The organism is Gillisia mitskevichiae, from assembly GCF_003634585.1.
GTDB classification, from domain to species: domain Bacteria; phylum Bacteroidota; class Bacteroidia; order Flavobacteriales; family Flavobacteriaceae; genus Gillisia; species Gillisia mitskevichiae.
In genome coordinates this window covers 62,317-88,394 of the sequence record NZ_RBLG01000005.1, presented here as the reverse complement: position 1 = coordinate 88,394, position 26,078 = coordinate 62,317, and the positions used below count along the sequence as shown (strand labels likewise).

The following is a 26,078-nucleotide window of genomic DNA, read 5'->3' as shown; positions in this document are numbered from 1 at the left end:
AAAGATACAATAATATGATGAATTGGGTAACTAGATTAGGATAGTCTTAAAGGGAGAATTAAGCTTTACGAGATTCTATTATTTGAGCGAGTAATTTTTTAGCTCTTAAAAGTTTTACTTTTATATTACTCATTGGTTCATCAAGGTGAGATGCGATCTCTTTATAAGATTTTTCCTGAAAATACCTAAGATTAATAACTTCTTGATAAGGAGGTTTTAGCATTTTAATATCACTTAATAATTGAGCCAGATGTTGTTCATTTATTAAAATATCCTCCATAGAAGGAGTTTCGTCCATGATATCATGAACGTATTCCATGCCAGAATCTGAAGTATTTGCCCTAATAGAGGCTTTCTTTTTTCTTAAAAGGTCTATATGTATATTCTTGGAAATGGTAATAAGCCAAGTTTTAAAAACAAAATTGTCATTAAAACTATTTAATTTATCAAACGCCTTAGAGAATGTTTGAATAGTAATATCCTCGGCATCTGCTTCGTTTCTAGTTCTTTTTAATTGAAAGCTAAAAACTTCCAGCCAAAAGGTGTCTAATAAAAATTTATAGGCAGCTTGGTCTCCTTTTTTCGCTTTTTCAATTTCCTTTAAAAGAGATTCACTATTTACTTCCAATTGGTTGGTTTTGAAAAAACATTCATGCTAAAGATACTTAATTGTGTGAAGATTAAAAATACTTCCAAAAATGGAATTAACCATAAAAGGTCCATCTCATCTAATTTTTTAGCAGACTTATAATAAACGGTATATTGGATGATTAGTCTTAATAAGAATATCCCCAATACCATTGGCCAATATATTTTTAAAATCAAAAGTGATGTAAGCAAAATCCAAAAACCGACTTGAGAAAGGTAAAAAGATGCCAGTAGAAATTTATGTTTCTTCTTGTAAAACTTCGCTGTAGAAATATGTCTTCTTTTCTGAAGTATCCAATTAGAGAAATTTGTTTTCGGAATGCTTCTGGTTATAGAAGATTTGTTAAATGTAATAGCAGTATTATGTTGTGTCCCGGCTTGATTTACAAATAGATCATCATCGCCAGACTTTATATGTAAATGTGTTGCAAACCCGTTTTGGTTGTAAAACTCTTGAGAAGTATATGCCAGATTTCTTCCAACTCCCATATATGGAATACCCCATTTTGCAAATGAAAAATATTGAATTGCAGTTAATAAGGTTTCATATCGAATGAGTTTATTCAGAAACGAACCTTTATTTTTCAGATATCCCCCATAACCAAGCACAATGGTTTTATTAGGTTCAAAATTTGAAGCCATTTCAGAGATCCAGAGTTTGCTTTCTGGTCTACAATCTGCATCTGTGAAAAGTAAAGTAGAGTTTTTAGCTTTCTTGATGCCTAGAGTCAAGGCATATTTCTTTTTTCCCCAAAAAGCTTCATTGTTTTGCACATTTACTAAGCGCAAACGATGATCTAAAGCCTCAAATTGTTCCATAACTTCCAGTGTGTTATCTATTGAAGCATCGTTAACGAGGATAACTTCGAAGTTAGGATATGTTTGTTCTAGTATAAATGGTATGAAGTCTTTTAAATTTTCAGCTTCATTTTTTGCGCAAATTATTACTGAGACTGGAGGGGTAGACGTAGATGTAGATTCTTTTGCCGAGGCAAAACTAAAATATCCTATAAAAAATAGGATATTAATTAGGGTTATCAGAATGAAAAATCCGAGTAAAAATATTGCCATATTTTAAAATTCCTATTTTTTGGAATCTGAACAATCTTTAATTTCGTCGGGAGATTTTCCACAAAAACTACAAGCTTCTCCTTCTTTATTCAAAAATGGACTCTGACTCGCGCATGTTCCCGCAAACTCCCCATCCTTTTTTGCCCAAATTTTTATTGCAATCCCAGCAAAAGCAAGGCCTAATAATACTATAGTAATTAAAAGTAATTCCATAATCATTAATTTATAATGCAAAAATACGGATAAAAAAAGGTCCTAAAAAAACCATTTAAAACATTAGTATAACCTTTACAATATTTAACTAAACTTTAATTGCTATATGTACAATAATTATGGAATCTGAGCTAACTTGCATCAATTAATTAACACAAAAAAAACTAAATTATGAAAATTAAACATTTATTAATAATTGCCGTTTTATCTGTATTTGCTTTTACCTCTTGTGAGGATAATAAGAAAAAAGAGCAGGAAGAGAAGGACAAGATGGAAATGGAAAAAATGGAAGCTGAGAAAGAGGCTGAAAGAGAAGCTAACATGAAGATGGAGCAAGAAAAGATGGAAATGCAATCTAATAGTATTGCTGCCAAAGCAATGGCTACAGAGGATCTAAGTACTCTTGTTAGTGCACTTCAATCTGCAGAACTTGCAACTATGATGAAAGAAGATGAAGGTCCGTTTACTGTATTTGCACCTTCTAATGCTGCATTTGCGAAAGTTCCAAAAGCGAATCTTGATAAATTAATGATGAAAGAAAATCAGGCTGATTTACAAACTGTTTTGAAATATCATGTTGTTTCAGGTGAAATTACTTCTGCAGACTTAGCTAAAGCTATAAAAGATAATAATGGAACCTACACATTTAAAACTGTAGAAGGATCCGAATTAACTGCTATGATGAAAGGTGATAAGATCATGTTAAAAGATGGAAATGGTAAAACCGCTACGATCGTTCAAGCAGATGTAGATGCTTCTAATGGAGTTGTTCACGTTATCGATGCCGTTGTAATGAAGAAATCATAATTAGAAATAACTTCTAGTTAAATAAAAGTCCCGCAATTGCGGGACTTTTTTATTTTAAATAATATTAACTTCTGGTTCTAAATGGATCTTGAATTTCGACAATATCTCTTTTTGAACTTTACGGGATAACTCCAGTATTTCTTCTCCAGTAGCTCTTCCATAATTTACTAATACTAAAGCCTGATTTTTATGTACACCAGCATCTCCCTCACGATAACCTTTTAGTCCTGCTTGGTCTATTAACCATCCTGCTGGTATTTTAATGCTATCTTCTCCAACTTGATAATTTGGTATATCTGGAAATTGTTTTTTCAAGATGTCAAATTCTGTAGTCTTGATTACTGGATTTTTGAAAAAGCTCCCGCTGTTTCCCAATTCTTTAGGGTTTGGTAACTTTTGTTGTCTAATTTGTATAACCGCATTAGAAATATCTCTAATCTCAGGTTTGGCAATTCCCATTTCAATTATTGCTTCATTAATAGAGCCATAGTTAGTAAGCAATTTGTGATTGACTTTGGTTAACCTAAAAATCACACTAATGATTATATATTTGCCCTTCAGCTTATTTTTAAAAACAGAATTTCTGTAATCAAATTCGCAATCTTCAGCAGTAAAATTTACAATCTCTAAGGTTTGAATATTAATGGCATTGCAGGACACAAAATGATCCTTAAGTTCTACGCCATAAGCACCAATATTCTGTATTGGGGAAGTGCCTACATTTCCTGGAATAAGTGACAGGTTTTCTAAGCCGCCCCAATTATTATCGAGCGTATGTAAGACAAATTCATGCCAGTTTTCACCTGCATTGGATTTTACAAATACAAATTCTTCAGTTTCCTCTACAACCTCAATTCCCTTAATATCGATGTGAACTACTGTTTCCTCTATATTTTTAGTAAGTAACATATTGCTACCTCCACCTAAAATAAATAGATCTTTAGCATAGTTATTTTTAAGAACAGTAATAAGCTCATCTAAACTTTTAACAGATATCAAGGTTTTCGCCTTGATATCTATACCAAAGGTGTTGTAGGCTTTTAAAGAAGCATTCTGAGAAATTTTCATTATTTATTATATTCCTGCAAGGCGTTCTTTAAAATTATTATAGCTCTTTCTAGATCTTCCTTTTTAAGAACATATGCAATCCTTACTTGATTAAGACCAGTATTTGGAGTAGAATAAAACCCAGCTGCTGGTGCAACCATGATAGTTTCGTTATCTAATTGATATTCTTCTAATAACCATTTTGCGAATACATCTGCATTTTTTATTGGCAATTCTGCAATACAGTAAAAAGCTCCTTTTGGCGTAGCAACCTTTACGCCTTCAATAGATTCTAGTCCAGCAATAAGTAAATTTCTTCTAGAAGTATATTCTTCAATAACATCATCAAAATAACTTTGGGGAGTTTCTAAAGCTGCCTCACTAGCAATTTGTTCAAATGTTGGAGGGCTTAATCTAGCCTGTGCAAACTTCATTGCAGTACTAATAACTTCTTTATTCTTGGAAACTAAACAACCAATTCTAGCGCCACACATACTATATCTCTTGGAAACTGAATCTATCATTATGGCATGATCTTTCAATTTATCTATACTCATTACAGAGTGATGCTTTACACCATCATAAGCGAATTCTCTGTAAACCTCATCGGCTACTAGAAAGATATCATGTTTAATTGCGATTTCAGCTAATTGATCTATTTCCTCTTTAGTATATAAGTATCCTGTAGGATTCCCTGGATTACAAATTAAAATTGCTTTAGTTTTGGAAGTGATTAACTTCTCAAAATCTGCAATAGGAGGTAAAGCAAAATTTGTTTCAATTTTAGATTCAACAGGAACAATATTTATTCCTGATGCCGTAGCAAAACCATTATAATTAGCATAAAATGGTTCTGGAATAATGATCTCATCACCCGTATCAGCAATACTTCCCATAGCAAAAAGCAATGCTTCAGACCCACCTGTGGTAATTATTATTTCTTCCCCGTTTACAGGGATATCATGATTCTTGTAGTAGTTCGCTAATTTATTTCTGTAACCTTCAAATCCAGCAGAATGGCTATATGAAAGCACTTCAATAGTGTGATTTCTAACCGCATCTAAAGCAACTTTTGGAGTTTTAATGTCTGGTTGTCCAATGTTTAGTTGGTATATCTTTCGACCTTTTTTAATGGCTGCTTCTGCGAAGGGAACTAATTTTCTAATTGGTGATTCTGGCATAGAATTACCTTTAACTGAAATTTTAGGCATAACAATTTTTTATTTTTTCATTGCAAAAATGCGAAATATAATGCAGAATTCAATTTTTTAGGATTGTCATTTATCCTCATATTTTTCGTAAATTAATTAAAAATATGGCTTACCCTATTTACATATTAATTGTTTTTCTATGCTTTTCCAGTATATCTATAGCTCAAGGAGTTTTTAGTATAGATGGCGATAAAAATAAATTTGATCTTACATTTCAATCTGTAAACGATCTGGTTGTGATTCCGGTTGAAATAAATGGAGTAGAACTTACTTTCTTATTAGATACCGGAGTAGATTCTTCTATAATATTTAGTTTGGAAGATAAGGATTCATTAGATGTGAAAAATGTGTCTGACATTACTTTGAGAGGATGGGGGGAAGGTGAAGCGATTACAGCAATTAAATCTACTGGAAATAACGTTCGTATTGGAAATGCATCTCACTCTAATTTTACCGTTTATATAGTTTACGATCATCAAATAAGCCTTTCCAATAGATTAGGATTACCTATTCATGGAATAATTGGGTATGATTTTTTTAAGGACTTCGTTGTAGAATTTGATTATATAAAAGAAAGATTGACCGCTTACAAATCAGACTCTTATGTTTATGATAGATGTAAACGCTGCGATGATTTTGATTTGATATTTCATAAAAATAAACCCTATATAAAAGTTTTGGTTAATATAGATAATGATGACCTACTTCCGATGGATCTGTTGATAGATAGTGGTTCTGGGGATGCGCTTTGGATATTTGAAGCTCCCGATCTTGGTATTAAGATCCCGGCTGAAAATTTCGAAGATTTTTTGGGATTCGGGATGGGTGGTAGTGTATATGGAAAACGTGCTAGACTTAATAATCTGAAACTAGGAAAATTCCAACTAAAGGAGATCACTGCAAGCTTTCCAGATACTTTATATTTTGAAGGGGTAACAACCTACGAGTCACGTAACGGTAGCTTGGGTTCTCAGGTTTTAAAACGATTCTATTCAACTTTCGATTATAATAACAAACGATTGAGGTTAAAGCCTAACAAGAACTTCAGTGATACTTTCGAGTATGATATGAGCGGGATTGTGCTGGCACATGAAGGATTTACAGTGGTAAAGGATTTTGAAAATAATGATTCAGCAGTATTTAGTGAATCTGAAAATGATTTTAAAGGGGTGGTTGTATACAAAAGCTATTCTAAAGTGAAATTTAAATTGGCACCTCAATATGTAATTGCTGAATTAAGACCTAATTCTCCTGCGGCATTGGCAGGTTTGAAAATTGGAGACTTGGTTGAAACTATTAACAGGAAACCAGCTCATAGATACGAACTTTCCGAAATAAATAAAATGTTTAGTTCTGAAGAGGGGAGAACCATGAGATTGAAAATCAATAGAAATGGAGAAATTCTAAATATTCGTTTTAAATTAAAAAGAATATTATAAAAAAAAACTCCCGATTTCTCGAGAGTTTTGGTAATTAAGATTTTTCATCGGGATCTAAAACTCGACCTTTTATTTTTACCGCTTTGGTAGATTCATCCGCATTAGAATAGATAGTTATTGTTCTTCTTATTGGTCCTACGCGATTGGTATCATATTTCACTTGGATCTCTCCAGATTTTCCTGGTGCAATTGCAGCTTTGGTCCATGTAGGAACAGTGCATCCGCAACTAGAATAAACATTTTCAATAATTAAAGGCACAGTGCCCACATTTTTAAATTGAAATACTTTTAAGCCATCACTCCCTTTTTCGATATCTCCATAGTCTATAAGTTCAGACTTGAATTCAAATTTGGCAGTATTTTGGGCATTCACAGTAGAAAAACCAGCTACTATTAAAGTAAGTATGATAAGGATTTTTTTCATGTTTTTTAATTTTCAATTAAGTAAAGGTAAGTTGTTTTGAATAAACTCAAAAACATATAAGGAAAACTACTTCTTTTATAATCTTCAACTTATAAGTACTTTTGCAGATATTTTCAAAAACTAGACCAATTATGTCAGCATCCCAAAAATACGATTCTCAAAAGGTAGAAGATAAATGGTACAACTACTGGATGGAGCAAGGTTATTTTCATTCAGAAGTAGATGAAAGGACTCCATATACTATTGTTATTCCTCCACCTAATGTTACGGGAGTGCTGCACATGGGGCATATGCTGAATAATACTATTCAAGATGTTCTTATTAGAAGAGCCAGATTAAAAGGTTTCAATGCTTGCTGGGTGCCAGGAACAGATCACGCATCTATTGCTACTGAAGCAAAAGTGGTGGCTAAATTGAAGGAAGAAGGTATAAACAAAAATGACCTTTCTCGTGAGGAATTTTTGGAACATGCTTGGGATTGGACCCACAAACATGGTGGAATTATACTCGAACAATTAAAAAAATTAGGAGCCTCATGCGATTGGGAACGTACGAAGTTCACTATGGACGACAATATGTCGGCATCGGTAATTAAAGTATTCGTAGATCTGTATGAAAAAGGCCTAATCTATAGAGGGTATAGAATGGTGAATTGGGATCCGGAAGCCAAAACAACGCTTTCAGACGAAGAAGTTATTTATCAAGAAAAACAAGGGAATCTATACTACCTTACTTATAAAATAGAAAATAGTGAGGAGACTGTAACTATTGCTACCACTAGACCAGAGACTATTTTAGGAGACACTGCAATTTGTATTAATCCAAATGATGAGCGTTTTAGTCACCTAAAAGGTAAGAAAGCAATAGTGCCATTGGCAAATAGAATTATTCCAATAATTGAAGATGATTATGTAGATGTTGAATTTGGTACAGGTTGTTTAAAAGTAACTCCTGCCCACGATATTAACGATAAAGAAATAGGGGAGCGTCATAATTTAGAGGTAATAGATATTTTTAATGATGATGCTACTTTAAATGAATTTGGACTTCATTATAAAGGAAAAGATAGATTCGTTGCCAGAAAAGAAATAGTTAAGGAATTAGAGAGTTTAGGTGTTTTAATAAAAACTGAAACTCATATTAATAAAGTAGGAACCAGTGAACGTACCGGCGCGGTAATAGAACCGAAGCTAAGCGATCAATGGTTTTTGAAAATGAAGGAACTGGCTCAGCCAGCTTTAGATGCGGTTCTAAATAAAGACGTTAACCTTGTGCCAGATAAGTTTGTAAATACATACAGACATTGGATGGAGAACGTGAGAGATTGGAATATTTCTAGACAATTATGGTGGGGGCAACAGATCCCGGCATATTATTACGGAAGTGGTAAGAATGATTTTGTAATTGCCGAAAATATAGAGGAAGCTCTAGAGAAAGCAAAAGTGCAAACAAATAATCCTGAGCTTAACCTCCAAGATCTTAAACAAGATTCTGATGCTTTAGATACTTGGTTCTCTTCATGGTTATGGCCTATGAGTGTTTTTAATGGAATTTTAGAGCCGGATAATCCCGAAATTAATTATTACTATCCAACAAACGATTTAGTTACTGCCCCAGAAATTTTATTCTTTTGGGTTGCTAGAATGATGATCGCAGGTTATGAATATAGAGGAGAGAAACCTTTTACAAATGTTTATTTAACAGGAATTGTTAGAGATAAGCAAAGACGAAAAATGTCTAAATCTCTTGGGAACTCTCCAGATCCTATAAAGCTTATAAACGAATATGGTGCAGATGGGGTTCGAGTTGGAATGTTGCTTAGCTCTCCAGCAGGGAACGATCTAATGTTTGAAATAGACCTTTGTAAGCAAGGAAGCGGTTTTATTAATAAGATCTGGAATTCGTTTAAATTATTAAAAAGTTGGGAAGTAGATAAAACTATAGAGCAACCTAGATCTTCAGCAATTGCCATAGAATGGTATAAAGCTAAGTTCCAACAAAGCTTATTAGAAATCGAAGATCATTTCTCTAAATATAGAATGAGTGATGCCTTAATGTCTACTTATAAACTAATTTGGGATGATTACTGTTCTTGGTTCTTAGAGATGGTGAAGCCAAATTTTGGTGAAGCTATAGATGAAAAAACTTATAATGAGGTGATTGCGATCTTAGAAGATAACCTAAAGATTTTGCATCCTTTTGTTCCTTTTATTTCTGAAGAGATCTGGCAGCAATTAGATACAAGGTCTAAAGAGGAGGCTTTAATAATTTCTAAATGGCCGGAAGTAAAGGCTGTTGACGCTAAAATTATTTCTGAATTTTCTTTTGCTTCAGAAGTGATTTCTGGAATAAGAAATATTAGAAAATCGAAAAACATTTCTTTTAAAGATCAAATTTCTCTTCAAATTCTAAATAATGAAAATACCTCTTCATCATTTAATGAGGTGATTAAAAAACTCGGGAATGTATCTACCCTAGAATATGTAGATCATCAAGTAGAGGGCTCTCTTTCTTATAGAGTAAAATCCAATGAATATTTTATCCCAATTGAAGGGGCTATAGATGTAGAAGCTGAAAAAGGGAAGATTCAAGAAGAATTAAAATATACTGAAGGGTTTTTAAAATCTGTTCAAAAGAAGTTATCTAATGAACGTTTTGTAGGGAATGCTCCAGAGGCTGTTGTTGCAATTGAAAAAGCAAAACAAGCAGATGCAGAGGCGAAAATTCAGATGTTGAAAGCTAGTTTAGCTGGATTGGAATAGAGGTGAGTTAAATTAAAAGATATGGATTGGGCAGGTAGTTATATTTGCCCAATATATTTTTCAACCATTTCAATATATTTTTCTTTTGCTTCTAATTGTGAAAGTTGTTCTACTTGTATAAGTGCATTGGCTTTAAAACCACTTCTTACATCCTCATCGTCTTTAGTTGTATAGAAACCATTAAGTGTGGTTGCGCGCTTGTAATAGGCATAAAAATGAAGCATGATATCTGGCGGAAATTTCAAACTAGTATTGCTTGCCATTTCGTAAGCCTTTAAAAATTTTTGATCTGAAGACACTACCATTTTTATTATCTTAATCTAGATTAGCTATAACGCTTACCCCACCTTTAACTTTATCATTCAATTTTACATTGATCTTAGTCCCTATAGGTAAATAAACATCTACTCGAGATCCAAATTTAATAAAACCACTGTCGCTACCCTGAATCACTTCTTGACCTTCTACGGCATAATTCACAATACGTTTGGCTAAAGCGCCGGCAATTTGCCTGTAAAGCACTTCTCCAGCCACGTTATTTTCAACAACAACCGTAGTTCTTTCGTTTTCTTCACTGGATTTTGGATGCCAAGCAACCAAGAATTTTCCAGGATGGTATTTACTAAATTTTACTAACCCACCAATAGGATGACGTGTTACATGTACATTTATAGGAGACATGAATATAGACACCTGCAATCTTTTGTCTTTAAAATATTCTTTTTCAAAGACCTCTTCAATTACTACAACTTTTCCATCCACTGGCGATACTACTCTCGCATCGTTTAATTGGGTTGGTCTTTTAGGATTTCTAAAAAACTGAAGTATTAATAAGAAAAATAATATGCTAATTGCGAGGATCGAGAATTTAACCCAATAGGTGTTAATATTTAAATAGGACAATACATTTACTACAATTAATAAAATTGTAGTAAAAATCATGATCTTATAACCTTCTTTATGAAACATAGTTTATTATCAATAAATAAGCATAAACAAAAGGACTAGAAAATATAATACTATCCAGTCTGTCAAATAATCCGCCGTGACCCGGCATTAACTTTCCACTATCTTTTACTCCAGCCTGACGTTTAAACTTAGACTGAATTAGATCTCCAAGAGTACCAAAAATACTCAATAAAATGGCTAATCCCAACCAGAATTCTACATTCAGATAACGTGTAAAATAGAATAAGAAGTATCCAGCAACGCAATTAAATATCATTCCCCCTAGAAAACCCTCAATAGTTTTATTAGGTGATATCTTTTCATACAACTTGGTTTTTCCAAAGTTCTTCCCTACTAAGTAGGCAAATGTATCATTGGTCCAAATAAGCACAAAAACTCCAACGATCAAATCTGGATTAAAAGTTCCAGAATAGGTAGGTATTAGAGTAAGGAATATGATGGATGATATTAAATAAAAAATTAGAATTATGTACTTCTTCTTTTCAAAAACAGGGATTTTTCTAATAAAGAGTAAATCCTTAACTAAGAATAGATTTACGAAAATGGTGATTATTAATAGGAGTAAGGTGGCGTTCGAATTAAATTTTAGATAACTAAAAAAGAAGAATAAGACAGCGTGAACTCCGTATAGAGCATAGCTTTTTAATCTTAATAGTTTCTCAAGTTCTAGTAAGCAAACAAAACCTATAAGAAAGAAAAGGCCAATAAAGATCAATTCTGAAGATAGAATTGACGCTACTAAAATGGATACATATAGTAATCCAGAAATTGCCCTAATAATAGTTTCCCTCATATTTTATAAATCTTCCAGAAGCAGCAAATATAGGTTTTTTGTGCTACTTCCATAACTCATAAAATTACCTTCTTTCTGAGTTTCAAAACTTTTTATTGTTGTAATGTTAGAAGGGATTCTCTCTTTATTGTTAAATTTTATCCCTCTTAACCCTTCGCCAATGTTATCAACTAACTGGCTTGTAGAAGCTAAGATTATAAAATTCTGGGGAAGTTCGTTAAATCTCTTCTCCTTTATTTGGTTAGAAGAAATTAAAATTGAACCATCATTTGCAATTAAATATTCGCAAGTAGAAAGAAAAAAAGCAGATTCTCCTGACTTATTGAATTCTAAATTGAATTTATCGAACCTCTTTTTTAAATTAGTGTCGAAGCAACAAGTTGGTTGTTCGTACCAATCATTTTCTAATAGAATATTATCGAAGGCATCGGTAACTTCTTCTTCATTCTCGCAATACAAGAATTTACCGCCATTATTTTTGAAATTGAGCATAAAACGCTCGTCGGTAGGAAGCTTAACATCTGGCATATACTTGCCACGGTCAGAACTTTCTGGAACGTCTTGACCTTTGTCTGATTTAGATTTAGGATTTAAAAATTTTCTAAATAGACTCATATTGAGAATTCGTGGTTTTTAGTACCTTTCAAATCAAAGGTAAAAAATCTTAATTTAACACTAAGATAAATTAAGATTTTTTCCTAAGTATAATTTAATTATTTATTTATTGGAGTTTCTTCCTCAATCTCACTATCCTCAGAGCTAGTATCCTTAATATCAGCTTTTTTAGCGATCAATGGAACTTCTTCTTTTTCAGGGAACGGTCTGTTTCCAAATATTTTCTGAAGATCGTCTTTAAAGATCACCTCTTTCTCAAGTAAAATGTCGGCTAACTGAGATAACTTATCTTTATTAGTTTCTAATAAAGCTATTGCTCTTTGATACTGAGTTTCTATTAAATTTGAAACTTCTTTATCTATAAGTTCAGCTGTTTTCTCACTATATGGCTTAGTGAAGTTATATTCACTCTGACCAGAAGAATCATAAAAAGTAAGGTTACCTACTTTTTCATTCAATCCGTAAATAGTAACCATTGCTCTGGCTTGTTTAGTAACTTTTTCCAAATCACTTAACGCTCCTGTAGATATTCTATTGAAGATCACTTTTTCAGCAGCTCTTCCACCTAAGGCAGCACACATTTCATCTAACATTTGCTCTGGGTGTACGATCAATCTTTCCTCTGGTAAGTACCATGCAGCACCTAAGGATTGTCCTCTAGGTACAATGGTAACTTTAACTAAAGGAGCTGCATGCTCCAACATCCAACTTGCAGTGGCATGTCCTGCTTCGTGATAAGCGATCGCTCTTTTCTCATCTGGGGTAATGATCTTGTTTTTCTTCTCAAGACCCCCTACAATTCTATCTACTGCATCCAGAAAATCTTGTTTCCCTACTGCTTTATTACCTTTTCTAGCCGCAATTAAAGCTGCTTCATTACAAACGTTAGCAATATCTGCCCCAGAGAAGCCTGGAGTTTGCTTAGCAAGAAACTCTATATCTAACTCGTCTGCTACTTTCTTAATAGGACGAAGGTGAACTTCAAATATTTCTTTACGTTCTCTTACGTCTGGTAAATCTACATATATCTGTCTATCGAAACGTCCAGCTCTCATTAACGCTTTATCTAATACATCTGCACGGTTGGTTGCGGCGATAACAATTACATTGGTGTTTGTTCCAAAACCATCCATTTCAGTTAATAACTGATTCAATGTATTTTCACGTTCATCGTTAGATCCAGACATATTATTCTTTCCTCTGGCTCTACCAATTGCATCGATCTCATCTATAAATATTATAGAAGGAGATTTTTCTTTTGCTTGTTTAAATAGATCACGTACTCTAGAAGCACCAACACCTACAAACATTTCAACGAAATCTGATCCAGATAATGAGAAAAATGGAACTTTAGCTTCTCCTGCTACTGCTTTGGCTAATAAAGTTTTACCTGTTCCTGGAGGTCCCACTAATAGGGCTCCTTTTGGGATCTTACCACCAAGAGAGGTGTATTTTTCTGGAGTCTTTAAGAAGTCTACTATTTCCTGAATTTCTTCTTTAGCACCTTCTAATCCTGCAACGTCCTTAAATGAGGTTTTAACATCGGTATTCTGATCGAATAATTTTGCTTTAGATTTCCCTATGTTAAAGATCTGTCCTCCAGGACCACCTCCACCACCAGAGCTCATTTTACGCATTATAAAGATCCATATACCAATAATAAGAACAAAGGGTAACAAGGTTAAAATGATCTCACCAAGTACATTAGATTCTGTATTATAAGTAACAAATGTCTCTAAATTGTTTTCAGATTTTATCTCCTGAACCTTGTTTTCAAAATTCTGAAGATCTCCAAATTCAAAACTATAATCTGGAGAATCACCGGTTGCGAATAATTCGCCATCACCAGTTTTTTTGTGAATATCTTTCGCTTTGGCCTCTTCTGTTAGATAAACTTTAGCCTGATTTCTATTTACAATTACTACCTTTTTAACATCACCATCCTTCAAGTAGCTTTCAAACTCTGCTGGATTCGTTTTTGCTGGTTCATTGAACCCTGATCCACCAAAAAAATTGATACCTAAAAAAATAATAATAATTGCCCCGTAGATCCAATAAGCACTGAATTTAGGTTTTTTAGGTTCTATTTTTTTATTTGGTTGTTTCTTCGACATTCTTCTTTAATTAGTTTTTAATACTTAGTTTCGATCGAGGTCACTTTTGCATCTCCCCATAAACTCTCTATATCGTAATATTCTCTGATATGCTTTTGGAATACATGAACTACAACATTCACATAATCCATTAAGATCCACTCGGCATTATCACTTCCTTCTATATGCCAAGGTTTATCTTTTAGAGATTTACTTACGGTTTTTTGTACGGAGCTTACAATGGCGTTTACCTGAGTATTCGAAGTACCATTACAGATAATGAAATAATCACAAACAGTGTTTTCAATTTCCCTTAAGTCAAGAATATCAATATCGTTTCCTTTAACTTCTTCTATTCCTTTTATGATATGAGCAATAAGTTGATCGTTGTTCGTTTCTTTATTTGCCATTAAATTTATTTCTTTACGCAAAGTTATTACTTTTTAGTCTTTTTAATGGTCTGTTACAATAAACATTTAACACCATTCTTAACTACATTTATATATGCATATTATCAAAGTTAATGCCACCGAGTCTACTAATACTTTAGCGAGAGAAAGGTATAATACTAATAAAAATGATTCTCCAATTTGTATTATTGCTAGCAACCAAACTTCGGGAAGAGGTCAACGGGGTGCAACATGGGTTTCTAATGCTGGTGAAAACCTTACTTTTAGCGTAATTTATCCAAAACCGAGTGTAGAAATTGGTGATCAATTCTTAATAAGTGCAGCCGTTGGATTGCAAATTCTAAAGGCTTTAAAGCAATTAAAAATTAACAATTTAAAGTTGAAATGGCCTAACGACATTATGGCAGATGGCTATAAAATAGGTGGCGTGCTCATTGAAAACATCTTACAAAACAATAGTATAAGGGCGAGTGTTATAGGTATTGGGCTAAATGTAAATCAAGTTCATTTTCCGGATCTTCCAAAAGCAGCTTCTTTAAAAAATCTTACTGGTACCATTTTTTCTACGGATGAAGTCCTATCGGTTATATTGAAACACTTGGAAAATATGATCGTAGCCAACAATGAATCATTTTTTAAAGACGTTCTAAAGGATTATGAAGCCAATTTGTTCCGAAGAAAAAAAGCTTCCACCTTTCAATTAAAAGATGGAAGCATGCTTGCTGGAATTATTTTAGGTGTTACCCCGTCTGGCTTGTTAAGATTAAAAGTTGAAGATGAAGTTATACGTACTTTTGATCTTAAGGAACTTAAATTGCTTTTTTAAAGGCTAGACATGTTTTCGCTAAGTGTGGTAATAAACTTTTTAAGTGGGCTTTTTACCATCATAGCCATCATCGCATTAAATTTTCCATCAAATAATAACTGGGCATCACTATTTTCTCCATTCGGTTCAATAATAATATTCAGTGAAAAATTGAATTTATCTGATGTAGATCCTAAAACAATTAGCTCAGGCTCTACGGTTTCCTTTATAGCTAATTCTATTTCGGGCATTCCTTTTAAACCAAAAAGGAAGGTGTTTGGTTTAGTAACTTCAAATTTTTCGATGCTTTCAGGCATTAATTGTTTGTAGTTCTCTACTTCAGTTAAAAAATTATATAATTCTTGCTGACTTTTTTTTGTAGTAACTTTTGGACTTTCTAAATTCATATTATTGGTTCCATTTACTGGGATCTTGTCTCCAGGTTTTTAATGTTTCTGCCTCATCGGCATTTATATAATTTGTTCTTAAAGCAGTTTCTATTAAATACTCGTAATTACCCAAAGTATGTAAATCTACTTTTGCTTCTTTAAAATTCTCTTCAGCAATATCAAACCCATAAGTAAAGATGGCAAGTAAACCTTTTATGTTCACATTAGCTTCTTTTAGTGCTTTCACGGCATTAATACTGCTGCCGCCTGTACTAATAAGGTCTTCTATAACCACTACGTTTTGTCCACTCTCTAAATGTCCTTCTATCTGGTTTTTTCTGCCATGGCCTTTAGCTTCTGGTCTAACATAGACAAAAGGCAGGCTCATATACTCTGCAACCAACATGCCAATACCTATGGCTCCAGTAGCTACTCCAGCTATTACATCTGGTTTCCCATAAAGGTCTTCAATTTGTTTAGCAAATTGTTCTCTTATGTAATTCCTAATTATTGGGTAGGAGAGGATTATTCTATTATCACAATAGATTGGAGACTTCCATCCACTGGCCCAAGTGAAAGGTTGTTGTGGTTCTAATTTAATTGCTTTAATTTGCAACAGCAATTCAGCTGTTTTAATTGCTGTTTCTTTATTTAAAATCATACTGCAAATGTATAAAGTTTTTGTAAATGATATCCCTATTATTCTATCAACTAAGAAAGAAATAGGTGAAAATTACAGTGCCTTTCCAATTAAAACGGTTAAGCTGAAGCAAATTATCCAAAAAATAAATGATGGAGAATTATTATATGTAAATCTTTATCATAAAAATGAGGATAAACTTTTTAAGCATCTTCTTAAAAAACTTCCAGTTGTAACTGCAGCAGGTGGAATGGTTTTTAACGATAATAAGGAGATCTTATTTATCTATCGCAACAAGCGATGGGATTTGCCAAAAGGAAAGACAGAGAAATCTGAAAGTTTAGAAGAATCTGCTATTAGAGAAGTAATGGAGGAGACTGGTGTTCAAGACCTAGAAATTGTTAGATTTTTAAGAAAGACTTACCATATTTTTAAGCGTAAAGATAAATATAGATTGAAAGTGACGCATTGGTACGAGATGAAAACTTCATATACTGGAGAGCTTGTTCCAGAACATGCAGAAGGAATTAAGAAAGTTAAATGGAAAAACTTCTCTAAATCTCAAAAAGCACTTACCAAATCTTACGCAAATATTAAATTATTGTTTCCGAAAGAATATTTAACGACTCACCCTAAAGACAGGGTATCGTAAATAGGCTTTTTCCATTAGGCCAGATTTTTTATATAACCAGTTTAATTGAGCAGATGAATTCTTAGAAAACTCGGTGTCAGATCTTTTCTTTTCCTGAAACTCTTCATTTAAAGCAGGATCCTTATCTAATATTTCTTTGGCTAGATCTTCGAAAACATATGCCGAAAACCCCTCTTTCTTCTGAAGAACAGTATCAAAAAAGTTCCAATTAAAAAATGAGTCTGGGGCAGTTGGTTCTAATGTTTCCAATAAGTAGCGTACAGAAGCTTGAAAACTTTTAATATAAAGATCTCCTTTTTTAAACTTAATACTATCTTTTGTAGTGGTGATTTTAGTTTCGTAATGAGGGTAATGTCCTTCGTAAGGATTCGGAGATGTTTTGTAATCTTCAATATTATAGATCTCCACAAGCATGGTAGTGTCTTTCTTAAGTGCGGTCATTTCCACATTATTGGTCTTTAAAATATCTGTAACATTCCACCAGCCCTGCGGGATAATATAGGCCCGTGGGATCTCTATCTGCTCTTCAGAAATAAAATTATTATAATAATCTACCTCTTTTTTGAAAGGCTTATTTCTATCGTATTTCAGCCTTGTGCTACCAGTAACTTCACTGGCTATTTCTGCTCCTTCGTAGCCTTTAAACTGAAGTTTACTAATGTTTGTGCTATCAACCTTAAAATTTACAGGATAAAAGCGTTCGGTTAAATATTTTCTTTGTGCTCTTGCTCTAAGATCTTTTATTTTTTCTCGATCTCTTTCAGCGATGTCTACTATAGACCGTAAAGTTCTATAAGTACCCATAACTCGGTTTTTATATGGCTTAAGCATATGGGTTTCTATCATTAATCCCAAGGTATTCCATAAGGCTGTATATCCAGTAGAATATCTTGGAGTATCCATGAACTGCGTAAATCCTTTGTCTGGTACCTGATTGTGTACGTTAACATACGGAGTAATATCCCATTCATTTTCCCACAGGGATGCCTTTAAAGAAGGCATCATTTTCTCATTAAGATAATCTCCTAATTCTCCACCAAGTTTGTTATGTTGTGTGAAAAGGTGAGTAAGAGTATATTGATAATCTGCACCATTACTAACGTGGGTGTCTACAAATATATCTGGTTTTACTTCATGAAAGATCTCAGAAAAACTTCTTGTATTTTTTGTGTCTGCCTTAATAAAATCACGATTAAGATCGTAATTTCTAGCATTTCCTCTAAAGCCATATGCTTCTGGGCCATTTTGATTAACTCTAGAAGTAGAATTTCTATTAAGTGCTCCTCCAATATTATAGACTGGAATAGTGGCGATAATGGTGTTTTTTGGAACTGTAATAGAATCTTGTGCTAAATCCCTAAAAAGCATCATGGTAGCATCTATACCATCACTTTCTCCTGGATGAATGCCATTATTTATAAGAATAATAGTGTATTTTTCTCTTATTTCATCAAAATTAAAGTTTTCAGTAGGACTAAAAACAGCTAAATGCAAAGGTTCCCCACTGTCTGTTTTTCCAAATTCTTTTAGTTGAATAGATGTATAAGCATCATCTAATTCTTCGTAATATTTTATAACCTCTGCATAAGCAGGGGTTTGCGTTCCTCCAGATTTTTCGAATACTGTTTCAAAGTCGTATTCTTTATCCAGTTTATATTTAGAAAGATCACACGAAATAAAAACACAAGCTAATAGGGAGGCTATAAAAATTTTCTTCATAAGAAATAATCCATTTTACGCTATAAACTTAGTTAAAACTGCAACGGCAGCCAAAACTATTATAACCTGTATCATTTTATGAAAGTAGTTAAAGTAAACCTAATGCTTAGAGAATGTTTTAATCCATTTAAATTATAGACTATTTTTAATTTTTAATAGAGAAATTATGAGAAATATTACATTTAGCTTATTGCTTGTAGGAGCTACTTTAACTTCCTGTGCACAAATGAAGGAAGTAAAGGAATTTAATGAGCAAGAGAAGCAAGAATTGTCGCAACGTCCTGCTAATATAGTTGAAACTGCCGTTGGGAAATTAGAGATACCGGCGCCATTTCATTCTAAATCTATCCAAAAAGTTAGTAAAGTAGTGGGTTGGAAAGAAGGGGAAATGCCAATAGCACCAGAAGGATTTAAGGTGGAAATTTTCGCTGATGGATTTGAACATCCACGTTGGACCTATGTAGCTCCAAATAAAGATGTATTTGTTGTTGAAGCTAATACAAGAAATAGTGCGAACAGAGTAACTATTTTAAGGGATCAAGATGGAGATGGAATTTTTGAGCACCGAGGAGCTTTTAAGGAAGGCTTAAATCAACCTTTTGGGATGTTGATTTTAGGAGACTATTTTTATATCGCTAATACAGATGGATTATATAGATATAATTATAAAGAAGGAGATCTTAATTTGAAATCTGAAGGTGAAAAGATCGTAGAACTTCCAGCCGGAGGTTATAATAACCACTGGACTAGAAACTTAATTGCAAATGCAGATGGTAGTAAAATTTATATTTCTGTAGGTTCTGCTAGTAATGTGGGTGAATACGGTATGGATAAAGAAGTTCGAAGAGCAGGGATATTAGAGATCAATCCTGATGGTTCTGGAGAGCAAGTATATGCCAGCGGAATTAGAAACCCGGTTGGGATGGATTGGAATCCTGTTACTGGAGAATTGTGGACAGCAGTGAATGAAAGAGATAAATTGGGTAATAATTTAGTACCGGATTATATTACCAGCGTAAAACAAGGCGGATGGTACGGTTGGCCTTATTCTTATTATGGGCAAATAAAAGATCCTCGTTGGGAAGACAATCCGCATAATGAATTAGTTGAGAAAGCTATTATGCCAGATGTACCAGTTGGCCCGCATACTGCATCTTTAGGATTTACATTCTATAATCATGATTCTTTTCCCGTAAAATATAAAAATGGAGCTTTCGTTGGTCAACATGGATCTTGGAACCGCGATCCGCTTTCTGGATATAAAGTTGTTTTTGTGCCTTTTGTAAATGGACAGCCACAGCCACCAGAGGATTTCTTAACTGGCTTTATAGCGAATGAAGAAACTGGAGAAGTGCATGGAAGACCAGTTGGAATAACTACATTACCTGATGGGTCTTTATTAGTGAATGATGACGATTCTAATGTGATCTGGAAAATTTCTGCGGAATAAAACACTTGCTCTTGAAGAAATTTATTCTTGTTGTATTCTTATTATTTAGTGCTGTGAATATTTCAGCACAAGTTGTAAAAGGTAAAATTATTGATGCAAAAACTTCAGAACCGATTGAAAATGTAAAGATTTTTGAAACTGGTTCTGAGGTTTTTGTTTTTTCTGATTCAGAAGGGAGTTTTGAAATAAAGACTTCAACTAAAACTATCATTTTAGAAATTTCAGCATTAGGTTATAGTACTAGCCAAATTAAGGCAAATCCTAGTTCAGTTTTAACAATTGCACTCATTCCTTCCACAGAAAATCTATCAGAAATAGTTATAACTGGGGCGCTTATTTCAAAAACATTACAAAGTACGCCAGGTGCAATTAGCGTTTTAACTTCTGAGGATCTTCAGAAAAAAGATGACTCCAACTTTGCTCAAGTTTTTAATGCTGTTCCTGGAGTGTATGTAAATCAGGGAGCGTTAAATACCACCAAATTAAACATTCGGGGAATTGGTGCAAGATCTCAATTTAGCACGAATAGAATTCAGGCTTATTTCAATGGGATCCCTTTAACGACTGGAGAAGGAGAATTAACGATAGATGATTTTGATGCTGAAGCCATCTCGAAAATTGAAATTATTAAAGGCCCTACTTCAAGTATGTATGGAGCTGGATTAGGAGGCGTAATTAATATGTTTGCAGCGAACGCCGAAATTGATAAAACTCAAACAGGGATTTCTACACAAATAGGAAGTTTTAATACTAATAAAAAAACGATTTCGGGATCTCATGGAACTGAGAATACCTCCTTATTTGCTACATTTAGCGATTTAAAAAGTGATGGCTACAGGGCTAATGGTTCTTATAAAAAACAATCAGCATTAATAAATGCGAACGTTTTTACGGAAAATGGAAACAAGCTTTCCATTCTGGGAAATTTTACAAAATTAAAAGCATTTATCCCGAGCTCACTTAATGAGAATGACTATTTAAACGATCCTGAAAAAGCTGCTTTTACATGGGGAAGTTCCAAAGGATTTGAGTCTTATGATAGAGGTTTGCTTGGAGTTTCTTATTTGCATCATTTTTCAAACAGACTCACAAATCTAACCAGTCTCTTTGTGAATTTTCGGGATGCTTACGAGCCAAGACCTTTTAATATTTTAAAAGAAGAACGAGTAGCAACTGGAGCTAGAACAAAATTCAATCTTAAAATGGATGTTTTTGAGCTCGCTTCAGAATTGAGCTTTGGAGCAGAGTATTATAAAGAATGGTATAACATGCAAACCTTTGAGAATTTATATCAGGATTTTGAAGATCAAGGTAGCGTATTAGGAAATAGTCTTAGCAATAATGAGCAAGATAGAGGTTATGCAAATTTCTTTGGTCAGCTTAATTTGGAACTTTCTGAAAAACTAAACTTGGAAACAGGCTTTAATATAAACACAACGAGTTATAGTTTAAAAGATTTATATGTTCAGGATGAAATAGATCAGTCTGGAGATTATAGATTTAAAACCGTTTTTTCTCCAAGGTTGGGATTGTCTTATGAAATTAATAAGGGGAAGAATATTTATACTTCCATAAGTCATGGATTTTCAACTCCAACAGTGGAGGAAACTTTAACGCCGGAAGGACAAATTAATACCGATCTAAAACCAGAGACAGGGATTAATTATGAAATTGGTTTTAAAGGAAATTGGTTGAATAATAGACTATATACTGAAGTTGCCCTGTACTCCATCCAAATTGAAAATTTATTGGTTGCACAAAGAATTTCTGAAGATCAATATGTAGGGATTAATGCTGGGAAAACCAATCATAATGGAATTGAAACTACTATAAGATATAATCTTGATTTGTCTTCATCAATCACAATACAACCTTATTTTAATGCTGCTTTAAATTATTTTGAATTTGAAGAGTTTGTGGATAGGGAACAAGATTTTAGTGGAAATAATCTACCCGGAATTCCGAAAAGCACTTTAAATACAGGATTCGAATTAAACTATACAGAAAAGTTCTCGCTATACACCAATTTATTGGCTGTGGGAGAAATTCAATTGAATGATGCAAATTCTTTGAGCACCGAAAATTATCAGCTATTAGATATAAAAGCGCGATACGATTTTAAATTATTTAAGAAATTTGATGCTAATTTTTCTGCAGGTGTTAATAATGTTTTAGACGAGAAATATGCTTCTAGTGTGTTGCCAAATGCCGTAGGATTTGGTGGAGCAGCTCCAAGATATTATTACCCCGGAAATCCTCGTAATTATTTCGTGGGTGCCGGTTTGAATTATATTTTCTAAATATTCATAAAGCTATAGTGTCACTTCGAGCGGAGTCGAGAAGTTATTGTTTTAACGAAGAAATCTATTTTTTTAATAGTCTGTTTATCTCAAAACATCCTTCGACAATCCCGATAGATATTGGGACAGGATGACATTTATATTTTTGTCATTTCGTCCAGATAACTATCGGGAGGAGTCTAGAAATATCAGGGGATGTCACTGTTTGTTTTACCCTAGAGGCTCTTTTATTTAACAACCTCTGGCACCATAAAAGAAAAGTCTCCTCCGTTTTTTCGAACGTCTCGCACTACACTAGATGAAATATGTCCTTTTCCTGAAGAAGAGATCAAGAAAACGGTCTCTATACCAGACATTTTATAATTGGTTTGACCTATGGTTTTTTCGAATTCCAGATCTATAGAATTTCTAAGTCCTCTAAGAATAAATGCTGCATTTTCCTTTTTACAGAAATCTACAGTGAGTCCTTTGTAAGTCATTACTTTTATCTTGACTTCATTTTTAAAAGTTTCTTCCAAAAACCGAACTCTATCTTCTAGAGAGAACATATACTTTTTATCGGCATTGGTTCCAATTGCAAGAATGATCTCATCAAAAAGAGGCAATGCACGCTCCAAGATATCTACATGTCCTAAGGTAATAGGATCAAAAGATCCTGGAAAAACTGCTCTTTTCATGAAGTTGAATTTGTGATATCTAACAAATATAGCTAATTAGCCTAAGTTAATAATTAGTGCGATTTTAGAGCAGCTTCTATAGCACTACCAAAAAGTTGAGGTAAACTAATTCCTGCTTTTTCAGCTTGCTGAGGTAAAATACTTGCTTCGCTAAGTCCAGGAGTAGTATTCATTTCAATAAAATGAGGTTCATCATTATGAAAGATAAATTCTGAACGGGTAAATCCCTTCATTTTTAATTTCGAGTAGATCAATTTAGAAATATCCTGCACTTTTTTAGTCTGCTCCTTAGAAATTCTTGCCGGCGTTATTTCTTGAGACTTTCCTAGATATTTCGCTTCATAATCAAAGAATTCGTTTTCAGAAACGATCTCAGTTACTGGTAATGCTAGGATCTTTCCTTTATACATGATTACCCCCACAGAAACTTCAGTTCCATCTAAAAAAGATTCAATGATAACTTCATCATCTTCCTTTAAAGCTACTTTCACAGCTTGTTCTAGATCTTCTGCAACTTTAACCTTACTAACTCCAAAACTACTACCTGCTTTATTTGCCTTAACAAAACAAGGCAAACCTACTTTCGCAATAATTTCATCTACTTCAACTTCATCTCCTTTGTCCAGAAAATAGTTGATTGCTGTTTTAATTCCATAGGGCTTTAAAACACTTATTAGATCACGTTTGTTAAAAGTAAGCGCAGCTTGATAAGATCCACAGGAAGTTTGTGGGATTCCTACCAAGTCTAAATATGCTTGTAAGAGTCCATTTTCACCTGGAGTTCCATGAATAGTATTAAAAACACAATCAAATTGAATTTTTCTATCCTTGATCTTTACTGTAAAATCGCTCTTGTTTATTGGATATGGAGTATCATCATCTGCCACTACAAACCATTCATTTTGCATGATATGAACTCTATAAGGCTCATAAATAGAGCGATCTAGATTTTTATAAACAACATTTCCGCTATTAATCGAGATCCGGTATTCACTAGAATAACCTCCCATGGCAATGGCAATTCTTTTCTTCATATTAAATAAACAGCTTTAATTTACGTTAACAAAAATATGACTAATAGTGGGTGCCACCAAAACCCCGGCGTTTTTATATCTTTGCCATTTATAAATAATTTATGAGTCTATTTAAATTTATTTTCAGCAAAACCTTTTTAATCCAAATAGGTTTAGCAATTGCAGCACTTGTGGTGCTAGCTTTTTTAACTATGCAATGGTTAGAACATTCTACCAATCAAGATGAACGCATTAAAGTTCCAGATCTCGCAAAACTTTCTTTGGGTAGAGTAGAGGTTACTTTAGATGAGTTGGATCTTCGATACGAAATTTTAGATTCAGCAAATTATAACCCAGATTATCCAAAATACTCTGTAATAGACCAAGTACCGCAACCAGGGAAATTTGTAAAAGAAAATAGAAAAATATATATCACATTAAATCCTTCTGGATATGGAAAAGTAATGATTCCAGATCTTATACGTAGAACAAGAAGACAGGTAGAACCTACTTTGCGATCTCTAGGTTTCGAAATTGGATCTGTAACTTATAAACCAGACATCGCTAAAGATGCAGTTTTAGAATTAAGACACAAAGGGAAGCTTGTGGAAGCAGGAGACGAACTTATGAAAACGGCTAAAATAGATTTAGTGTTAGGAGATGGGTCTAGTAGATATAATGGCGATTTAAATGAAGATGATAGCATCGAAGAAGGTGGTATCGATAATGATAATGACAACAATGACGAATTCTAAATTAATAGGTCCAGAACTGGAAGATACCCAAGACGACGATCTTTACGAACATCATAAATTTACTGCAGATAAAGGGCAACAGCCACTTAGGGTGGATAAATACCTAATGAATTACATAGAGAATGCCACGAGAAGTAAAATTCAAAAGGCAGCAAAAGATGGAAATATCTATGTAAATAACGCAACGGTAAAATCCAACTACAAAGTGAAGCCTGGAGATGTAGTACAGGTAATGTTCGAACATCCACCATATGAATTCTTGCTTACTCCAGAGGATATTCCGCTAGACATTGTTTACGAGGATGATGCTCTTATGGTGATCAATAAGCCAGCAGGAATGGTTGTGCATCCAGGACATGGAAATTACAGTGGGACACTTATAAATGCGCTTATTTTTCATATAGATAATTTGCCGAATAACAGTAGTGAAAGACCTGGATTGGTGCATAGAATAGATAAAGACACCAGTGGTTTATTGGTAATTGCAAAAACAGAGGAGGCAATGACGCATCTTTCTAAGCAATTTTTCAAGAAAACTAGTTCCAGAGAATATATCGCATTAGTTTGGGGAAATGTTGAGGAAGATGAAGGTAGAATTGAAGGAAATATTGGAAGGCATCCAAAGAACAGATTGCAGAATACTGTTTATGTAGACGATGTAGAAGAACAAGGGAAACCTGCGGTAACTCACTTTAAGGTTCTAGAGCGTTTTGGCTATGTAACTTTGGTTTCCTGTAAATTGGAAACCGGACGAACTCACCAGATCAGGGTTCATTTAAAACATATTGGACACACCTTGTTTAACGATGAGCGTTATGGCGGAGAGAAGATCTTAAAAGGAACCACCTTTACTAAATACAAGCAATTCGTAGATAATTGTTTTAAAGTGCTTCCAAGACAGGCATTACATGCTAAAACACTTGGATTTACGCATCCTGTGACCAAGGAATGGATGAGTTTCGACTCGGAAGTGCCACAAGACATTCAGGAATGTATAGAGAAATGGCGTAAATATTCTATCAATCAGAAGGATTATATGGATTCTTAGGGCGTGCCCCCAATAAAAATTGGGGTCGGGCTTTTGGCGGTCGCTTCCCGATAAAGATCGGGAGAGCTTCAACAACGCCTCAATCCCTCACGCTAAATCTGTAATTCCAATTTTTTTGGATTTTTTAA

Annotated in this window: 26 protein-coding genes; 9 read left to right on the top strand and 17 right to left on the bottom strand. The window is 33.7% G+C overall.

What is annotated here, in order from left to right:
* Nucleotides 1–58: 58 nt before the first annotated feature.
* From BC962_RS14490 to BC962_RS14480, 3 genes are read right to left on the bottom strand one after another with little or no spacing between them, the layout of a single operon-like run.
* On the bottom strand, nt 59–628 hold the full coding sequence (locus tag BC962_RS14490; protein WP_121346743.1) for an RNA polymerase sigma factor: 570 nt from the start codon (nt 626–628) through the stop codon (nt 59–61).
* Nucleotides 619–1,719 carry a glycosyltransferase gene (locus BC962_RS14485; RefSeq protein WP_121346742.1) on the bottom strand — a complete coding sequence of 367 codons (1,101 nt, stop codon included), beginning with the start codon at nt 1,717–1,719 and terminating at the stop codon, nt 619–621. Before BC962_RS14485 ends, BC962_RS14490 begins: the two co-directional genes overlap by 10 nt.
* A 12-nt stretch (nt 1,720–1,731) precedes the next feature.
* Nucleotides 1,732–1,932 (bottom strand): membrane or secreted protein, encoded by a 201-nt coding sequence (locus BC962_RS14480; protein ID WP_121346814.1) that lies wholly within the window; start codon nt 1,930–1,932, stop codon nt 1,732–1,734.
* A gap of 171 nt (nt 1,933–2,103) precedes the next feature.
* On the opposite strand from BC962_RS14480, the gene BC962_RS14475 reads away from it, so the two are divergent.
* Nucleotides 2,104–2,739 (top strand): fasciclin domain-containing protein, encoded by a 636-nt coding sequence (locus tag BC962_RS14475; protein WP_121346741.1) that lies wholly within the window; start codon nt 2,104–2,106, stop codon nt 2,737–2,739.
* A gap of 54 nt (nt 2,740–2,793) precedes the next feature.
* Here the strand turns inward: BC962_RS14475 and murB are convergent, their stop codons facing one another.
* Together murB and BC962_RS14465 are read right to left on the bottom strand one after the other, a co-directional pair.
* A complete protein-coding gene (gene murB, locus BC962_RS14470; protein ID WP_121346740.1) occupies nt 2,794–3,807 on the bottom strand; it encodes a UDP-N-acetylmuramate dehydrogenase in 1,014 nt (337 codons plus the stop codon).
* On the bottom strand, nt 3,807–4,997 hold the full coding sequence (locus tag BC962_RS14465; protein ID WP_121346739.1) for a pyridoxal phosphate-dependent aminotransferase: 1,191 nt from the start codon (nt 4,995–4,997) through the stop codon (nt 3,807–3,809). Before BC962_RS14465 ends, murB begins: the two co-directional genes overlap by 1 nt.
* Before the next feature lie 104 nt (nt 4,998–5,101).
* Here BC962_RS14465 and BC962_RS14460 point away from each other — a divergent pair, with 104 nt between their 5' ends.
* The gene (locus tag BC962_RS14460; RefSeq protein ID WP_121346738.1) at nt 5,102–6,436 is read left to right on the top strand and encodes an aspartyl protease family protein; all 1,335 of its coding nucleotides are present in this window, start codon (nt 5,102–5,104) and stop codon (nt 6,434–6,436) included.
* A gap of 34 nt (nt 6,437–6,470) precedes the next feature.
* On the opposite strand, the gene BC962_RS14455 is transcribed toward BC962_RS14460, so the two are convergent.
* Nucleotides 6,471–6,860, bottom strand: a complete 390-nt coding sequence (locus tag BC962_RS14455; RefSeq protein ID WP_121346737.1) for a DUF1573 domain-containing protein — start codon at nt 6,858–6,860, stop codon at nt 6,471–6,473.
* A gap of 131 nt (nt 6,861–6,991) precedes the next feature.
* On the opposite strand from BC962_RS14455, the gene BC962_RS14450 reads away from it, so the two are divergent.
* Nucleotides 6,992–9,622, top strand: coding sequence for a valine--tRNA ligase (locus tag BC962_RS14450; RefSeq protein ID WP_121346736.1), 2,631 nt, complete (start codon nt 6,992–6,994; stop codon nt 9,620–9,622).
* Nucleotides 9,623–9,660: 38 nt separating this feature from the next.
* On the opposite strand, the gene BC962_RS14445 is transcribed toward BC962_RS14450, so the two are convergent.
* The 6 genes from BC962_RS14445 to rsfS form a co-directional block, all read right to left on the bottom strand.
* Complete coding sequence (locus BC962_RS14445) at nt 9,661–9,927, bottom strand: acyl-CoA-binding protein (RefSeq protein WP_121346735.1); 267 nt, start codon at nt 9,925–9,927, stop codon at nt 9,661–9,663.
* 10 nt (nt 9,928–9,937) lie between these two features.
* Entirely contained in the window at nt 9,938–10,591 is a 654-nt protein-coding gene (locus BC962_RS14440; RefSeq protein WP_121346734.1) for a phosphatidylserine decarboxylase family protein, read from the bottom strand.
* Nucleotides 10,581–11,384, bottom strand: a complete 804-nt coding sequence (locus BC962_RS14435) for a phosphatidate cytidylyltransferase (protein WP_121346733.1) — start codon at nt 11,382–11,384, stop codon at nt 10,581–10,583. The genes BC962_RS14440 and BC962_RS14435 overlap by 11 nt, the downstream gene beginning before the upstream one ends.
* A gap of 3 nt (nt 11,385–11,387) precedes the next feature.
* On the bottom strand, nt 11,388–11,999 hold the full coding sequence (locus BC962_RS14430; protein ID WP_121346732.1) for an LUD domain-containing protein: 612 nt from the start codon (nt 11,997–11,999) through the stop codon (nt 11,388–11,390).
* 98 nt (nt 12,000–12,097) lie between these two features.
* A complete protein-coding gene (gene ftsH, locus BC962_RS14425; RefSeq protein WP_121346731.1) occupies nt 12,098–14,113 on the bottom strand; it encodes an ATP-dependent zinc metalloprotease FtsH in 2,016 nt (671 codons plus the stop codon).
* Nucleotides 14,114–14,130: 17 nt separating this feature from the next.
* Nucleotides 14,131–14,502 (bottom strand): ribosome silencing factor, encoded by a 372-nt coding sequence (gene rsfS / locus BC962_RS14420; RefSeq protein ID WP_121346730.1) that lies wholly within the window; start codon nt 14,500–14,502, stop codon nt 14,131–14,133.
* A 94-nt stretch (nt 14,503–14,596) separates the two neighbouring features.
* On the opposite strand from rsfS, the gene BC962_RS14415 reads away from it, so the two are divergent.
* On the top strand, nt 14,597–15,328 hold the full coding sequence (locus BC962_RS14415) for a biotin--[acetyl-CoA-carboxylase] ligase (RefSeq protein WP_121346729.1): 732 nt from the start codon (nt 14,597–14,599) through the stop codon (nt 15,326–15,328).
* Here the strand turns inward: BC962_RS14415 and BC962_RS14410 are convergent.
* A complete protein-coding gene (locus BC962_RS14410) occupies nt 15,325–15,714 on the bottom strand; it encodes an SRPBCC family protein (RefSeq protein ID WP_121346728.1) in 390 nt (129 codons plus the stop codon). The genes BC962_RS14415 and BC962_RS14410 overlap by 4 nt on opposite strands.
* Nucleotide 15,715: 1 nt before the next feature.
* Complete coding sequence (gene pyrE, locus BC962_RS14405; RefSeq protein ID WP_121346727.1) at nt 15,716–16,357, bottom strand: orotate phosphoribosyltransferase; 642 nt, start codon at nt 16,355–16,357, stop codon at nt 15,716–15,718.
* A gap of 7 nt (nt 16,358–16,364) precedes the next feature.
* On the opposite strand from pyrE, the gene BC962_RS14400 reads away from it, so the two are divergent.
* The gene (locus tag BC962_RS14400; RefSeq protein ID WP_121346726.1) at nt 16,365–16,988 is read left to right on the top strand and encodes an NUDIX hydrolase; all 624 of its coding nucleotides are present in this window, start codon (nt 16,365–16,367) and stop codon (nt 16,986–16,988) included.
* On the opposite strand, the gene BC962_RS14395 is transcribed toward BC962_RS14400, so the two are convergent.
* On the bottom strand, nt 16,956–18,707 hold the full coding sequence (locus BC962_RS14395) for a M14 family metallopeptidase (protein WP_121346725.1): 1,752 nt from the start codon (nt 18,705–18,707) through the stop codon (nt 16,956–16,958). The two genes, BC962_RS14400 and BC962_RS14395, sit on opposite strands and share 33 nt — an antisense overlap.
* A 166-nt stretch (nt 18,708–18,873) precedes the next feature.
* Here BC962_RS14395 and BC962_RS14390 point away from each other — a divergent pair, with 166 nt between their 5' ends.
* On the top strand, nt 18,874–20,157 hold the full coding sequence (locus BC962_RS14390; RefSeq protein ID WP_121346724.1) for a PQQ-dependent sugar dehydrogenase: 1,284 nt from the start codon (nt 18,874–18,876) through the stop codon (nt 20,155–20,157).
* Nucleotides 20,158–20,168: 11 nt separating this feature from the next.
* Complete coding sequence (locus BC962_RS14385) at nt 20,169–22,457, top strand: TonB-dependent receptor (RefSeq protein WP_121346723.1); 2,289 nt, start codon at nt 20,169–20,171, stop codon at nt 22,455–22,457.
* A gap of 227 nt (nt 22,458–22,684) precedes the next feature.
* On the opposite strand, the gene coaD is transcribed toward BC962_RS14385, so the two are convergent.
* Both coaD and BC962_RS14375 read right to left on the bottom strand, forming a co-directional pair.
* The gene (gene coaD, locus BC962_RS14380) at nt 22,685–23,134 is read right to left on the bottom strand and encodes a pantetheine-phosphate adenylyltransferase (protein ID WP_121346722.1); all 450 of its coding nucleotides are present in this window, start codon (nt 23,132–23,134) and stop codon (nt 22,685–22,687) included.
* 53 nt (nt 23,135–23,187) lie between these two features.
* Nucleotides 23,188–24,168, bottom strand: a complete 981-nt coding sequence (locus BC962_RS14375) for a D-alanine--D-alanine ligase (protein ID WP_121346721.1) — start codon at nt 24,166–24,168, stop codon at nt 23,188–23,190.
* A gap of 101 nt (nt 24,169–24,269) precedes the next feature.
* Between BC962_RS14375 and BC962_RS14370 the strand changes: the two genes are divergently transcribed.
* Nucleotides 24,270–24,902, top strand: coding sequence for a PASTA domain-containing protein (locus BC962_RS14370; RefSeq protein ID WP_121346720.1), 633 nt, complete (start codon nt 24,270–24,272; stop codon nt 24,900–24,902).
* Nucleotides 24,889–25,950, top strand: a complete 1,062-nt coding sequence (locus tag BC962_RS14365) for an RluA family pseudouridine synthase (protein ID WP_121346719.1) — start codon at nt 24,889–24,891, stop codon at nt 25,948–25,950. Before BC962_RS14370 ends, BC962_RS14365 begins: the two co-directional genes overlap by 14 nt.
* The last annotated feature ends 128 nt before the right edge of the window (nt 25,951–26,078 follow it).

Excerpts from the sequence above, each read along its gene's own strand:
- rsfS (WP_121346730.1), bottom strand. The coding sequence starts at position 14,502 with ATGGCAAATAAAGAAACGAACAACGATCAACTTATTGCTCATATCATA.
- BC962_RS14415 (WP_121346729.1), top strand. The coding sequence starts at position 14,597 with ATGCATATTATCAAAGTTAATGCCACCGAGTCTACTAATACTTTAGCG.
- BC962_RS14475 (WP_121346741.1), top strand. The coding sequence starts at position 2,104 with ATGAAAATTAAACATTTATTAATAATTGCCGTTTTATCTGTATTTGCT.
- BC962_RS14395 (WP_121346725.1), bottom strand. The coding sequence starts at position 18,707 with ATGAAGAAAATTTTTATAGCCTCCCTATTAGCTTGTGTTTTTATTTCG.
- murB (WP_121346740.1), bottom strand. The coding sequence starts at position 3,807 with ATGAAAATTTCTCAGAATGCTTCTTTAAAAGCCTACAACACCTTTGGT.
- BC962_RS14465 (WP_121346739.1), bottom strand. The coding sequence starts at position 4,997 with ATGCCTAAAATTTCAGTTAAAGGTAATTCTATGCCAGAATCACCAATT.
- BC962_RS14390 (WP_121346724.1), top strand. The coding sequence starts at position 18,874 with ATGAGAAATATTACATTTAGCTTATTGCTTGTAGGAGCTACTTTAACT.
- BC962_RS14445 (WP_121346735.1), bottom strand. The coding sequence starts at position 9,927 with ATGGTAGTGTCTTCAGATCAAAAATTTTTAAAGGCTTACGAAATGGCA.
- BC962_RS14400 (WP_121346726.1), top strand. The coding sequence starts at position 16,365 with ATGTATAAAGTTTTTGTAAATGATATCCCTATTATTCTATCAACTAAG.
- BC962_RS14450 (WP_121346736.1), top strand. The coding sequence starts at position 6,992 with ATGTCAGCATCCCAAAAATACGATTCTCAAAAGGTAGAAGATAAATGG.
- ftsH (WP_121346731.1), bottom strand. The coding sequence starts at position 14,113 with ATGTCGAAGAAACAACCAAATAAAAAAATAGAACCTAAAAAACCTAAA.
- BC962_RS14440 (WP_121346734.1), bottom strand. The coding sequence starts at position 10,591 with ATGTTTCATAAAGAAGGTTATAAGATCATGATTTTTACTACAATTTTA.
- BC962_RS14365 (WP_121346719.1), top strand. The coding sequence starts at position 24,889 with ATGACGAATTCTAAATTAATAGGTCCAGAACTGGAAGATACCCAAGAC.
- BC962_RS14480 (WP_121346814.1), bottom strand. The coding sequence starts at position 1,932 with ATGGAATTACTTTTAATTACTATAGTATTATTAGGCCTTGCTTTTGCT.
- BC962_RS14375 (WP_121346721.1), bottom strand. The coding sequence starts at position 24,168 with ATGAAGAAAAGAATTGCCATTGCCATGGGAGGTTATTCTAGTGAATAC.
- BC962_RS14430 (WP_121346732.1), bottom strand. The coding sequence starts at position 11,999 with ATGAGTCTATTTAGAAAATTTTTAAATCCTAAATCTAAATCAGACAAA.
- coaD (WP_121346722.1), bottom strand. The coding sequence starts at position 23,134 with ATGAAAAGAGCAGTTTTTCCAGGATCTTTTGATCCTATTACCTTAGGA.
- BC962_RS14435 (WP_121346733.1), bottom strand. The coding sequence starts at position 11,384 with ATGAGGGAAACTATTATTAGGGCAATTTCTGGATTACTATATGTATCC.
- BC962_RS14485 (WP_121346742.1), bottom strand. The coding sequence starts at position 1,719 with ATGGCAATATTTTTACTCGGATTTTTCATTCTGATAACCCTAATTAAT.
- pyrE (WP_121346727.1), bottom strand. The coding sequence starts at position 16,357 with ATGATTTTAAATAAAGAAACAGCAATTAAAACAGCTGAATTGCTGTTG.
- BC962_RS14460 (WP_121346738.1), top strand. The coding sequence starts at position 5,102 with ATGGCTTACCCTATTTACATATTAATTGTTTTTCTATGCTTTTCCAGT.
- BC962_RS14370 (WP_121346720.1), top strand. The coding sequence starts at position 24,270 with ATGAGTCTATTTAAATTTATTTTCAGCAAAACCTTTTTAATCCAAATA.
- BC962_RS14455 (WP_121346737.1), bottom strand. The coding sequence starts at position 6,860 with ATGAAAAAAATCCTTATCATACTTACTTTAATAGTAGCTGGTTTTTCT.
- BC962_RS14410 (WP_121346728.1), bottom strand. The coding sequence starts at position 15,714 with ATGAATTTAGAAAGTCCAAAAGTTACTACAAAAAAAAGTCAGCAAGAA.